Origin of the sequence: Ruminococcus sp. zg-924, assembly GCF_024433635.1 — a bacterium.
Lineage (GTDB): Bacteria > Bacillota > Clostridia > Oscillospirales > Acutalibacteraceae > UBA7067.
In genome coordinates, this window is sequence record NZ_WNJZ01000027.1 from 1 (window position 1) to 13,190 (window position 13,190).

Below are 13,190 nucleotides of genomic sequence, written 5' to 3' on the forward strand. Positions count from 1 at the left end.
GAACCGCTGTGTTTTTGCTTGCCTTTTCCGTTACGCTACGCTCCACTCCAAAGGCAAGCAAAAACACTATACCATATCGTTAGTTTATTTTTTTACCAAATTGGGTCACATCTATTTACAACGCAGACAATTTATCTGTTAAATTGTCGAAACAGGTTGACAAGGCGGTTGTTAAGAGATAAAATATGGTGAGTAGTCGGATTTTTTAGATGTGTATTTTAGGCAATATCGTTTTCCGATTTAAGATAGAAAAGGCAGAGAGCCGCTATTTTTCACAGGTGATAGGGGCATTTGCAGGAGCTGAAGGGTAATGAAAGATAATAATAATGAACACAATGTGCAGCACAGCAGAGAATATTACCGTTCGCGTGCTATACGCAGAAAACGTGAGCGTGAACTGAAAAAAAGACGCAGGAGAATTATTACGGCTGCGGCTGTGGTACTTGTTCTTGTTATAGTGTTAGTGGTTACTTTGGTAAGCTGCGTTGGCAGCTGTATAAACTCAGAAAGCGTAAAAACAAACGCTCCTCAGGAAATGCCGGCGGCAACACAACAGACAAGTGATGCAAAGCCGAGCGAGCCTGCATCGGCCGAGAAAAATCCGGACGGCAGCGTAAAGCCGGAATACTTTGACGACGCCGTTTTTGTAGGTGACAGCGTAACTCTTAGCTTTTCAATGTATGTTGAGAGTCAAAGAGAGCAGGGTATTGACTGCTTGGGCGAGGCTTATGTTTTGGCTGCCGGAAGCCTTAGCTATACAAACTCATTCTTCCCGATAGGCAGTGAGGATTGCGTACTGCCGGTTTATCAGGGAGTTCAGCAGCCGATTGAGGACAGTATAGCTCAAATAGGGGCAAAAAAGGTTTACATAATGCTTGGAATGAACGATGTCGGCGCCTATGACCTTGACTCTGTAATGGAGAATGTTAAGGCGAGAATTGGAATGATAAAGGATAAATCGCCTGATGCAAGGATTTATATACAGTCTGTTACTCCTCTTATTGCTTCAAAGCAGGGTGAAAGCCTTAATAATGATGTTATCAGAGCTTTTAACGAGCGAATGAAATCTTTTGCCGAGCAGAACAATTATCCGTATCTTGATATATATTCTGTTTTGGCGGACGAAAACGGATATTTAAGAGAAGAATATTGCAGCGATCCCGACGGTATGGGTATGCACCTTACAATGTCTGCCGATGCAGCTTGGGAGGAATATCTATTGAAGCACCCGGAAGGAAAGTAATCTTTACCTATTCCTCACGAGTAGGATTTTCAAACGGAGGATAATTATGGAAGAAAACAGAAGCAACAGAGAAAGAGCAGGCAGAGAGCATAACAAGGATTACTATCGTCAGCGTGCAATACAAAGGAAAAAAGAGCGAGAGCTGAAAAAAAGACGCAGAAAAATGGTGCTTGCTGCTGTTGCAGTGCTATTGATAGTGGTAATTTTGATAGTTTCGCTTGTCAGCTGCGTAAGCGGCTGTGTATCCTCAGGAAACAAAAGCGCACAGACTCAGACTGAAACGCAGCCGCAAACTGAGGCAACAAAGCCTACGGAGCCGGCAACAGAGAAGAGCACAAAAAATGCAAGCGGTCAGGTTGAGCCGAGTTACTTTGATGATGCCGTATTTGTCGGTGACAGTGTAACTGCAAGCTTTGAAATGTATGTTGAAAGCCAGCGTGATCAGGGCATTGATTGCCTTGGAGATGCATATGTGCTTGCTGCAACAAGCCTTGGCTATACAAACTCTTTTATCCCGGTTGGCGACGAGAACTGTGTTTTGCCGCTTTATCAGGGAGTTCAGCAGCCGATAGAGGACAGCATTGCTCAAATGGGAGCGAAAAAGGTTTACATAATGCTCGGTATGAACGATATTGTTCAGGTTGACTTTGACACAGCGCTTGAAAATGCAAAAAAGGTTATTGCAAACATAAAAGCAAAATCACCCGATGTTAAGATTCATATTGAGTCAGTTACACCGATGATTGAGTCAGCGCAGTATGATTTGCTTAATAATGAAAAGATAAGAAGCTATAACGAGATGATGAAGTCGTTTGCAGAGGAAAACGGCTATCCTTATCTTGATATATATTCCGTTGTTGCGGATGAAAAGGGTAATTTAAAAGAGGAATACTGCAGCGACCCCGACGGTATGGGACTGCACTTCCTTCTCAATGCTGACGCTAAGTGGGAGGAGTACCTCTTGGAGCACCCGGAAGGCGAATAAACAAAAATAAAAATGAAAGAGAGAAAAGGTATGAAAATCAAAACAATTTCAAAAACATTAGTTATTCTTATGATTGCAGCTTTAACAGCATTGTCTGTTTGTGCTTGCGGTGGTAGTGACGGCGGCAAAACTCCGGCTGTTGCTGACATTGCACAGGCGATTATCGACAAATATCCGCTGTCAAGCGCAATGAGCCAGGTTACAGGCGAGGACAAGATTAAGAATGTATACGGCTTTGACGCTGCTGATTACAGTGAAATTGCGGCTTATGTAAACAATTCCGGCACCGAGCAGGACGAGATTGTTATTGTTAAGGCTTCAAGCTCTGATAAGGTTGACGCAATCAAGGAGAAGCTTCAGAACAGAATGACTGCAAAGATGAACTCTACAAAGAACTACCTTCCGGAGCAGTACGAAATGATTAGCAAGTGCGAGGTTGCCTCTAAGGGTGATTATGTGAGAATGTTTATCTCTCCGAATGCTGAGGATATGGTAAATATATTCAACGCTCAATTTGAATAATAAATTAGTTGTTAATATTTTTACGCTTGAACCTGACAGGCAGGGACTTACCTGACTGTCAGGTTAAATTTATAAATGATATTTGCATAATGAGCCTATGATAGGAGTGACCGGGGCAAAATGATATTTTCAAGTCTTTTGTTTTTGTTTTTATTCCTGCCTGTGACATTGCTTGTATATTATGTGGTGCCCAGAGCGTTTAAAAACGTTTTTTTGTTTTTGATTAGCCTTTTATTCTACGGCTGGGGCGAACCTATGTTTGTATTCCTGATGCTTGCCTCAATATTTATCAACTATATACATGCATATCTTATTGACAAGCATAAGGAAAACCGTTCCTTCGGCAAAAAGCTTGTTATATCATCGGTTATAATAAATTTACTGCTTTTAGGCTTCTTCAAATACGCCGGATTTATCGGAAATACTTTGAATATGGTTCTGCCGTTTTTAAACATTCCGATAATCTCTATTCCGCTGCCTATTGGTATTTCATTCTACACTTTCCAGACAATGTCGTGTGTTATAGACGTTTACAGAGGAGATGCTCCGGCAAAAAAGAACTTCATAACCTTCGGTACATATGTTGTACTTTTTCCGCAACTTATCGCAGGCCCTATTGTCCGTTATAAGGATGTTGCCGACCAGCTCGACAACCGCCGTGAGAACATGGACCAGTTTGTTGACGGTGTAAAGCTATTTATGGTTGGTATGGGCAAAAAGATACTTTTAGCCAACCAAATGGGCTTGCTATGGGATAGCATACGGGCAACTGAAAGTCAGGGTGTTCTCGGAAGCTGGGTTGGTATAATTGCATATTCAATGCAGATATACTTTGACTTCAGCGGATATTCAGATATGGCTATCGGACTTGGCAGAATGCTCGGTTTTGAATTCCTTAAAAACTTTGATTATCCGTACATATCAAAGACAATTACAGAGTTCTGGCGCCGTTGGCACATTTCGCTGAGTACGTGGTTTAAGGAGTATGTTTACATACCGCTTGGAGGTAACAGAAAGGGCGTTCCAAGGCAGATAATAAACCTGCTTATTGTTTGGGGCTGCACAGGCTTCTGGCACGGCGCATCGTTAAACTTCCTGCTGTGGGGTCTTTACTTTGGTGTGATTTTGATTATAGAAAAGTTTGTGCTTATGCGCTTTTTACAAAAGCTTCCGGCGGTTATTCAGCACATATATGCGCTGTTTCTCATATGTATCGGCTGGGTTATCTTCTACTTCGAGGATTTCGGCGAGATGATGGGATTTCTTGGCAGTCTGTTTAACCCTGCCGGCGGACTTGTTGGCAGCGACGCTTTGCATATTATTATCTCATACATTCCGCTTTTGGCGGTTGGAGCACTTGCCTGCACACCGCTTGCGGCAAAAATTTATCAGAAGGTCAATACTTGGCAGTACATTTGGATTCCCGAATCGGGTCTTTGCCTTGGCGGATTGCTGCTGTGCACCGCCTCGCTTGTAAGCCAAAGCTACAACCCGTTTATCTATTTCAGATTTTAAGAAAGGAAGGTAGGCAAAATTGGATAAGAAAAAAATTCTTCACTTTATTCCTGCAATAATTTTTTTGGTGTTCATTTTTTCAATGAGCCTGCTGTTCCTTTTCCTTCCCAAAAAGGACTACTCGGTAAATGAAAAGCGCTATTTGGCGGAGTTTCCGAAAACGACCTTTGAAAATATTGTATTTGGCGACTTTGACACCGAATTTGAAACCTATATGGCTGACCACGTTGCAGGCAGGGATTTCTTTGTTGGAACGAATGCATACTACAATCTTGCTACGGGCAGAAACGGTTCAAACGGTGTTTATGCAGGAAAGGATAACTACCTTATCAATGACCCAATCGACAGAGAGAACAAGCTGGAAAGTAACCTGAATATTTTTGCCGAGTTTACCAAAGCGAATAATCTTAATACTAATCTTATGATTATTCCGAGCACAGGCTACGTTATGAGCGACAAGCTGCCGAATAATCATAAGGACTATCTTGACGAACAGTATTTTGACACTATTCAGGAAAATCTTGGTGATATGAAATTCATAAATGTTATGAACTCTTTTAAGCTTGCAGCTCAGGGTGGCGACCAGCTTTATTACCGCACCGACCACCACTGGACAACGCCCGGTGCTTATCTTGGCTATCTTCAGTACTGCAAGAGTGTAGGACTTACCCAGATGCCTGAGGAAGCGTTCAGCAAGACTACGGTAACAGGCTTTTACGGCACAACCTACTCAACAAGTGCTTTGTGGAACACGCCGCCGGATAATATAGAGTTCTGGGAGAACCGTGCAAATCTCGGCGCTGTAAGCGTTAAGATAACCGAGGGTGAAAAAGTAACCGAGCATGACAGTTATTTCTTTATGAGCCACCTGGAAGAGCCTGACAAATACCCGACATTCCTTGACGGCAACCACGCTCTGGTTGAGATTAAAAATGAAAATGCTAAGGGAGGAAAGCTGCTTGTAATAAAGGATTCCTTTGCACACGCAATGGTTCCGTTCCTTTCAGAGCATTATTCGGATATAATTATGGTTGATTTGCGTTACTACAAAAAACCAATCTCGGAGCTTGTAAAGCAGCACGAAATCAATGACTGCCTTGTACTTTACAGCCTTGATAATTTCGCAACGGATACCGATATTGCATTTTTAGCATAAAATAATTCTGAGCCTCTCTTGTTACATTAATGTTGTTAACTTAATAAAACAATTAATCCCGGGTGTGGGCAAAGACCGATATGCTTGTTACACAGGGGGCTGTTTGACGATAAATATGGTGGTTGAGGATAATATGGAATCTAAGGAAAAGGAAAAAAGAAAGCTATTCAACATAATATTCAATACAGTTATAATACTTGTGTTTTTAGCCGGTATTGCTTTGCTGACTTATCCGTCGCTTGGCAATATGATAAGCTGTGTTCAGCAGCAGCATGTAGTAGATGAATATCAAAAGCAGGTTTCCAAGATGCTGAAAAAGGATCTTGCAATGCAAAAGCAACTTGCAATTGACTACAACAACTCTTTGGATCAGATTACCCTGCAGGACCCTTTCTCTGAGGAAGAGCCTGCGGAGGTTGAAACTACTGAGCCTGAGCAGTCGCTTGACGAGTATTTCAAAGCGCTGAGCATTAACAGTGAAAATATGATGGGATATATAAAAATTCCGAAAATTTCAATTTCAATCCCAATTTACCATGACGCTACCGAGGTGCAGCTTCAAAAGGGTATTGGTCATTTGAGAGGAACCTCTTTGCCCATAGGCGGCATTGGTACGCATTGTGTTTTGTCGGGGCATACAGGAGTTCCCGGAAATATGCTTTTTACTGACCTTGACAAGCTTGAAAATGGCGATAGATTTTATTTGCATGTGCTTGACGAGGTGTTGGCATATCGAGTTGTCAGTGTTGAGGTAGTGGAGCCTGACGATACTTCGAAAATTCAGATTGACCCCAAAAAAGATTTATGTACGCTTCTAACCTGTACGCCTTATGGAATTAACTCACACAGACTGCTTGTTACAGGTGAGAGAACAACCTATACTCCCGGCGAGGATGAGGAAGACGTTGAAGTAATCGAGGTTACTGATGCAGAAGGAAATGTAGTAGAAACAATGGTATTGCCGAGGGATTACTTTGAAATTTTCGGACTAAAAATTCCGAACTGGGTTGTGTATACGCTCATACCGGTTGTGGCACTGCTGATTATCTTAGTTTTTGTTATTATAGTAAGGAGAAGGCTGAGGAAAACACGGGAAAAGAAAGAATAACAGCGGCAACAAAAAATAAACCGAACTGCAATATGCGGGTCGGTTTTTAGTGTTATTAAGCGTTTATATATAATACTCCATTATATAATCGTCCATAACAAAGCCGTTGCCAATGTCGGTGACAGTGCTTTTGGCGTTTACAAAGCCTAAGTGCTCGTAAACAGCTATTGTATTTGCATTGTGTTTGTTTACGGTTAGATAGATTTTTTCCTTGCACTCGTTTTTTGCGGTGTTAAGCTCATAAGTGAACATTGCCTTGCCGAGGCCGAGTCCTCTCTTTTCACTTTTAACATAAAGCTTGCTCAAAAACAGAGCGTTATCTTCAAGCTTGTAGCCGCTGTATCCTGCAAGCTCGCCGTTTGAATAGACGGCTATGTATTTCATACCGTCTTTAAGCTGCTGTTTCATTGCCTGTTCGCTTTGGAATTTTTCAAGCATATAATCAACCTGAGCCTTGCCTATTATCGGTGTGAAGTGTTCGTTCCAGATAATTTTCGCAAGTGCGGCAATTTCGGCAACATTGCCGCTATCAACGTTTTTTATTTCAACTGACATATATACACCTCTATTTGCATAATTCTTAAATTATATATATATACTACCACGCTTGGACACAAAAGTGCAAGCCAAAGCGGGAAAATAACCCCATATTAAACAATTTTTTACTTTTATTGCCGTAAAACCACTTGATAAAAGCGTGATAATTGCTTATAATTAAAACGTATAAAGAAAAGTTTATACTATAACCAATGTGAAAGGAGTACCTGTATGAATTATTCTCACGAAGTTGAAAATATGTGTACGGTAACAAAGGGACCACATCACGGTCCGGCTCCCATTCCCGAGGAGGGCAAGTGGGTTAAGGCTTATGAAATCAAGGACATCGCCGGTTTATCTCATGGTATCGGCTGGTGCGCACCTCAGCAGGGCGCTTGCAAGCTTACTCTTAATGTTAAAGAGGGTATTGTTGAAGAAGCTCTTGTTGAAACAATTGGCTGCTCAGGTATGACTCATTCCGCAGCTATGGCTGCTGAGATTCTTCCGGGCAAAACTCTTTTAGAGTGCCTGAACACTGACCTTGTTTGTGACGCAATCAACACAGCTATGAAAAACATTTTTGAGCAACTCGTTTACGGCAGAAGCCAGACGGCTTTCTCTGAGGACGGTCTTCCGGTTGGCGCAGGCCTCGAGGATCTTGGCAAGGGCCTTCGTTCTCAGGTTGGCACAATGTTCAGCACAAAGGCTAAGGGCGTTCGCTTTATGGAAATGGCAGAGGGCTACGTTCTTAAAACTGCTCTTGACGAGAATGACGAGGTTATCGGCTATCAGTTTGTTAAGCTTGGCAAAATGATGGAGGATATCCGCCACGGTGTAAGCCCTGATGAGGCTTACAAAAACAACATCGGTCAGTATGGTCGCTTTGACGGCGCAGCCAAGTATATTGACCCAAGAGAAGAATAATCGGGGAGGACGACGAATATGGCAAACAATGTAACTTTTGAAAGTAAAGAGCGCAGAATGCCTAAGATCGAGAAGTGCCTTGCCGAATATGGTATTGCAAGTCTTGAAGAGGCAAGAGAGCTTTGCTTAAATGCCGGCTTTGATCCGGACGCTATTGTTAAGGGCGTTCAGCCAATAGCATTTGAAAATGCTTCATGGGCTTACACACTTGGTTGTGCAGTAGCTATCAAGAAGCAGGTTAAAACAGCTGCTGACGCAGCAGCAGCAATCGGTATTGGCCTTGAGGCTTTCTGTGTTCCCGGTTCTGTTGCAGAGCAGAGAAACGTAGGCCTTGGTCACGGTAACCTTGGCGCAATGCTTTTGAGGGACGAGACAAAGTGCTTCGCATTTTTGGCAGGTCACGAGAGCTTTGCAGCTGCTGAGGGCGCTATTGGTATTGCAAGAAGCGCTAACAAGGCAAGAAAAGAGCCGTTAAGAGTTATTCTTAATGGTCTTGGCAAGGACGCAGCTTACATTATTTCTCGTATCAACGGCTTTACATATGTAAAGACAGATTACGATTTCTTCACAGGCGAGCTTAAGGTTATAGAGGAAAGACCTTTCTCCGACGGCGAGAGAGCTGCTGTTAAGTGCTACGGCGCTAACGATGTTCGTGAAGGCGTTGCAATCATGGTTCACGAAGGTGTTGACGTTTCTATCACAGGTAACTCAACTAACCCGACTCGTTTCCAGCATCTTGTTGCAGGTACCTACAAAAAGTGGGCGCTTGAAAACGGCAAGAAATATTTCTCAGTAGCAAGCGGTGGCGGCACAGGCCGTACACTTCACCCGGATAACATGGGTGCAGGTCCTGCTTCTTACGGTCTTACAGACTCAATGGGTCGTATGCACGGCGACGCTCAGTTTGCAGGTTCTTCTTCTGTTCCTGCTCACGTTGAGATGATGGGTCTTATCGGCATGGGCAACAACCCGATGGTAGGTGCTACTGTTGCTTGTGCAGTTGCTGTATATGAAGGTCTTAATAAGTAATTTCATATTGGTATAGGACGGCATACTATTGTTAATAAAGCCCTCTCGGTTTTACGGGAGGGCTTTTGTGTGCATAAAAAGCCTTTCCGGCATAAAACCGAAAAGGCTTTAACGTTAGTTCAGAAAAAACTTAGCTTTCAATATCTCTTGTGAAGCAGCGGAAAAGCATTGCAATACCGCCAACGATAAGCGAAAGACCAACAACGATGTCTGCAATGTTGATAGCTGTAATAATAGGGTTGCAGAATACTATTACGCCTGCTATGATGCATAGAATTCCCCAAACTGTAAGCCAGCCCCAGCCCTTTGCATGAAGACGGTGCATATCAAAGGAACGGGAGAGGTAGTTTATTCCGCTGACGAGCAGCCAGATTCCAACCAGAACTCCGATTGTGAGTGTAAGGAAGCCCTTGCTGTATTCGCCAAAGCAAATCATTGCGCCGAATATAATTGAGAGGATGCCGTCAGCAAGCACCCAGCCTGCACCAAGCATAACCTTGCGGCTTGCAAAATAAGCGATTATGTTGAGCAAACCCGCAATAAGCAATGCACCGCCGATTATGTACGATACTGTGATAATAGACGCGAGTGGATTGAAGAATGTGGCCAGACCGGCAAGCAAAAGCAAAACGCCGCCTATTGCCCACAAAACTTTGATGAAAACCTTCATTTTAATTACCTCCGTTTTTTAAAAAAATTATGCCGCAGCATTTATTATAAAATCACTCTTTCGGTGACTTTATTTATTTTTTTGTGAAGCTGTCCTTAAGCGATACGGTGCGGTTAAAGACAAGCTTGCCTTCCTCTGAGCTTTTACTGTCGGCGCAGAAATAGCCGAGGCGCATAAACTGATATGAGCCTGTGTAGCCGTCGTCGCCAAGCGTCTTTTCAACCTTGCAGTTATCAAGTACCTTGAGCGAATCCGGGTTCAGGTATTTAAGAAAATTCTTGTCGCCTGAGTCCGGGTCGGATACTGTAAAGAGATTGTCATACAGCCTTACCTGTGCATCCTTGCAGTTGTTAGCGTCTACCCAGTGGATAGTGCCCCTTATCTTTCTGCCGTCAGGTGCATTTCCTCCCCTTGTTTCGGGGTCATAGGTTGCGTAAACCTCCAAAACATTGCCGTTTTCGTCCTTTTTACAGCCGGTGCATTTTACAATATAGGTCGATTTCAGTCGAACCTCGTTGCCGGGATAAAGGCGCTGATATTTCTTTATCGGCTCCTCCATAAAGTCATCGGCTTCAATGTAGCTTTCACGGCTGAAGGTAACTGTGCGTGTGCCGTCTTCAGGGCGGTTGGGGTTGTTTTCAACCTCAAACTCTTCGGTTTTACCCTCAGGGTAGTTAGTTATAACAAGCTTTATCGGGCGAAGCACAGCCATTGTTCTGCGAGCGTTCATATTTAAATCCTCACGCAGGCAGTGCTCCAAAAAGCTGTATTCAATTGTGCTGTTTACCTTTGCAACGCCGACACGGCTTATAAAGTCACGGATAGCCGCCGGTGTGTAGCCTCTGCGCCTTAAGCCGCAAAGTGTGGGCATTCTCGGGTCGTCCCAACCGTCAACATAGCCCTCCTCAACAAGTGTGCGGAGTTTTCTCTTGCTCATTACGGTATTGTTAATTCCAAGACGGGCAAACTCAATTTGGCGTGGCTTGCACGGGGCTGAGATATTGTCGATAACCCAATCATAAAGAGGACGGTGTGCTTCAAATTCAAGAGAGCAAAGCGAATGTGTAACGCCCTCAAGCGCATCCTCTATTGGATGAGCAAAATCATACATAGGATATATGCACCACTCGTCGCCTGTGCGGTGGTGATTTGCGTGGTTGATTCTGTATATAACAGGGTCACGCATATTGAAGTTGCCAGAGGCAAGGTCGATTTTTGCTCTGAGAGTCATTTTGCCGTCTTCAAATTCGCCTTCCTTCATTCGGCGGAAGAGGTCAAGGCTCTCCTGTATTGGTCTGTCACGGTACGGGCTTTTTGCAGGGGTTGTAAGGTCGCCTCTGTTTTCCTTAACCTCGTCTGCGGTCATTTCGCATACATAGGCAAGACCCTTGTTGATTAGCTCACAGGCGAATTCATACATCTGCGGAAAATACTGCGATGCATAAAAAAATCTGTCACCCCAGTCATAGCCGAGCCAGTGAATGTCTTCCTTAATAGCGTCAACGTACTCAACATCCTCTTTGGTAGGGTTGGTATCGTCCATACGCAGGTTGCACATTCCGCCGTACTTTTCAGCTGTGCCGAAGTCAATGCACAGAGCCTTTGCGTGGCCTATGTGCAGATAGCCGTTAGGCTCAGGCGGAAAACGTGTGTGAACGGTCATTCCCTCAAACTGACCGCCTTTTGCTATATCCTCATCTATAAAATCATGAATAAAGTTTCCGTTATATGCGGTTTCCTCCGCATTTTTTATTTCATCTGCCACATTAATCCTCCTCGTTAAGCTTTGAGCTTTGCAAGTCCCTTTTCCATTCTGCTGAGTGACTCATCTCTGCCCAATATATCAAGAATTTCAATCGCACCGCCGGGTGTTACGGTTTTTCCGCTTACAGCAATTCTTGCCGGCCACATAACGGTTCCGTTTTTAAGACCCTGCTGTTGTGCAAGATTTATAAGGCAATCGTGGATAGAATCGTGATTCCAATCCGAAAGCTCCTTAAGCTTGTCAATAACCATCTGTAAAACAACCGGAGAATTTTCAAGGTTTGTTTTACTCTTTTTGTTTACGAAAAGCTCCTTTTCGTATTCCGGCTGAACGTCAAGGAACGATACCATTTCCGGAATCTGCGTGAGCCTTGTAACACGTTGCTGCAAAATTGAAGCAACCTTCTTAAGGTCAATGCTCTCATTTGTGATGCCCTTCTTTAAGTATGGCTCTGAAACTGATGTGAATTCATCAAGCGACATTCTTTTAATGTACTCGCCGTTCATCCATTCAAGCTTATCATAGTCGAATATAGCCGGCGACTTGCTTATTCCGTCAACTGAGAATGCCTTGGTAAGCTCGTCCATTGTGAATATTTCCTGATTATCCTTAGGACACCAGCCAAGAAGTGCAATGTAGTTTATGATTGCCTCAGGCAGATAACCCTCGCAAACCAAATCTTCAAAGCTTGTTGAGCCGTGACGCTTTGAAAGCTTCGACACATTGCCGTCTGCATCCTTGCCCATTATAAGCGGAAGGTGGATATATGTTGGAATTTCCCAGCCGAATGCATCGTAAAGCAGGTTGTATTTCGGGGTAGAGCTTAAATACTCTGAGCCTCTTACAACGTGAGTTATACCCATTGTATGGTCATCAATTACGTTTGCAAAGTTATAGGTCGGGTAGCCGTCTGTCTTTATTAAAATCTGGTCTTGAAGCTCGCTGTTCTCAACGGTGATGCTGCCGTAAACTGCGTCATCAAAGGTGGTGGAGCCTTCAAGCGGCATTTTCTGACGTATTACAAACGGAACGCCCTCAGCGGCAAGGCGGTCGCTTTCTTCCTTAGAAATGTCACGGCAATGGCGGTCATAACCGCCGCCTATGTTGTCCTCCTGAAGCTTTTCAAGCCTTTCCTTTGTGCAGAAGCAACGGTACGCCTTTCCCTCGTCAATCAGCTTCTGAGCATAGGGAAGATACATATCCTTGCGTTCACTCTGAACATACGGACCAAAGGTGCCTCCGATATCAGGGCCTTCATCGTGCTTTATGCCTGCGGCTGTGAGCGTGTTGTATATAATATCAACAGCTCCCTCAACATATCGTTCACGGTCAGTATCCTCTATTCTTAAAACAAAGGTTCCTCCCTGCGACTTTGCAACAAGGTATTCGTAAAGCGCCGTTCTGAGGTTGCCGACGTGCATTGAACCTGTCGGACTCGGCGCATATCGTGTGCGTACTGTTTTATCCGCCATTTTTCCCATTCCTTTCGGATATAAATTGATAGCAGCGTGCAAAACGCCATATTAGATAATATTTCTTTTATTATACCAAAAAGAAAAGTATTTTTAAATAGGTTTTTTAAATTTTTCATAAAGAAAGGGACAAGCACTTGAAGTGAACCCCAAAGTTTAGACAAAATTAAATATTAAATTACTTGAGAATGAGTTCGGTATTGTACCGGGCTCATTTTCAGTTTTGATACAATTCGTTCATTGTTGTAGTAATCGATGTATTTC

Annotated in this window: 13 protein-coding genes; 8 read left to right on the forward strand and 5 right to left on the reverse strand. The window is 43.5% G+C overall.

The genetic code is table 11. The annotated features are described in order from the left end of the window. Nucleotides 1-310: 310 nt before the first annotated feature. From GMA13_RS10305 to GMA13_RS10330, 6 genes are all read left to right on the forward strand, one after another. Entirely contained in the window at nucleotides 311-1,243 is a 933-nt protein-coding gene (locus GMA13_RS10305) for a GDSL-type esterase/lipase family protein (protein ID WP_255884484.1), read from the forward strand. A 46-nt stretch (nucleotides 1,244-1,289) separates the two neighbouring features. Further along, nucleotides 1,290-2,228: a GDSL-type esterase/lipase family protein gene (locus GMA13_RS10310; RefSeq protein ID WP_255884485.1), complete on the forward strand. Its 939-nt coding sequence runs from the start codon at nucleotides 1,290-1,292 to the stop codon at nucleotides 2,226-2,228. Nucleotides 2,229-2,258: 30 nt separating this feature from the next. Continuing rightward, a complete protein-coding gene (locus tag GMA13_RS10315) occupies nucleotides 2,259-2,750 on the forward strand; it encodes a DUF4358 domain-containing protein (protein ID WP_255884486.1) in 492 nt (163 codons plus the stop codon). Nucleotides 2,751-2,870: 120 nt separating this feature from the next. After that, a complete protein-coding gene (locus tag GMA13_RS10320) occupies nucleotides 2,871-4,265 on the forward strand; it encodes an MBOAT family protein (RefSeq protein WP_255884487.1) in 1,395 nt (464 codons plus the stop codon). A gap of 19 nt (nucleotides 4,266-4,284) precedes the next feature. Beyond that, complete coding sequence (locus tag GMA13_RS10325; RefSeq protein ID WP_255884488.1) at nucleotides 4,285-5,421, forward strand: DHHW family protein; 1,137 nt, start codon at nucleotides 4,285-4,287, stop codon at nucleotides 5,419-5,421. Between the two features lie 103 nt (nucleotides 5,422-5,524). Next, nucleotides 5,525-6,529 (forward strand): class C sortase, encoded by a 1,005-nt coding sequence (locus GMA13_RS10330; protein ID WP_255884489.1) that lies wholly within the window; start codon nucleotides 5,525-5,527, stop codon nucleotides 6,527-6,529. A 63-nt stretch (nucleotides 6,530-6,592) separates the two neighbouring features. On the opposite strand, the gene GMA13_RS10335 is transcribed toward GMA13_RS10330, so the two are convergent. Beyond that, nucleotides 6,593-7,084, reverse strand: coding sequence for a GNAT family N-acetyltransferase (locus GMA13_RS10335; RefSeq protein WP_255884490.1), 492 nt, complete (start codon nucleotides 7,082-7,084; stop codon nucleotides 6,593-6,595). Between the two features lie 213 nt (nucleotides 7,085-7,297). Between GMA13_RS10335 and GMA13_RS10340 the strand changes: the two genes are divergently transcribed. Both GMA13_RS10340 and GMA13_RS10345 read left to right on the forward strand, forming a co-directional pair. Further along, on the forward strand, nucleotides 7,298-7,990 hold the full coding sequence (locus tag GMA13_RS10340; RefSeq protein WP_255884491.1) for an iron-sulfur cluster assembly scaffold protein: 693 nt from the start codon (nucleotides 7,298-7,300) through the stop codon (nucleotides 7,988-7,990). A gap of 18 nt (nucleotides 7,991-8,008) precedes the next feature. Further along, the gene (locus tag GMA13_RS10345) at nucleotides 8,009-9,019 is read left to right on the forward strand and encodes a GGGtGRT protein (protein ID WP_255884492.1); all 1,011 of its coding nucleotides are present in this window, start codon (nucleotides 8,009-8,011) and stop codon (nucleotides 9,017-9,019) included. 130 nt (nucleotides 9,020-9,149) lie between these two features. Here the strand turns inward: GMA13_RS10345 and GMA13_RS10350 are convergent, their stop codons facing one another. The 4 genes from GMA13_RS10350 to GMA13_RS10365 all read right to left on the reverse strand — a co-directional run. After that, the gene (locus GMA13_RS10350) at nucleotides 9,150-9,689 is read right to left on the reverse strand and encodes an HdeD family acid-resistance protein (RefSeq protein ID WP_255884493.1); all 540 of its coding nucleotides are present in this window, start codon (nucleotides 9,687-9,689) and stop codon (nucleotides 9,150-9,152) included. A 73-nt stretch (nucleotides 9,690-9,762) separates the two neighbouring features. After that, on the reverse strand, nucleotides 9,763-11,454 hold the full coding sequence (locus tag GMA13_RS10355; RefSeq protein ID WP_255884494.1) for a glutamine--tRNA ligase/YqeY domain fusion protein: 1,692 nt from the start codon (nucleotides 11,452-11,454) through the stop codon (nucleotides 9,763-9,765). 14 nt (nucleotides 11,455-11,468) lie between these two features. Beyond that, nucleotides 11,469-12,926 carry a glutamate--tRNA ligase gene (gene gltX, locus GMA13_RS10360; RefSeq protein WP_255884495.1) on the reverse strand — a complete coding sequence of 486 codons (1,458 nt, stop codon included), beginning with the start codon at nucleotides 12,924-12,926 and terminating at the stop codon, nucleotides 11,469-11,471. Nucleotides 12,927-13,099: 173 nt separating this feature from the next. Next, nucleotides 13,100-13,190: IS3 family transposase (locus tag GMA13_RS10365; RefSeq protein ID WP_255883785.1), on the reverse strand; the 91-nt coding region annotated here is incomplete at its 5' end.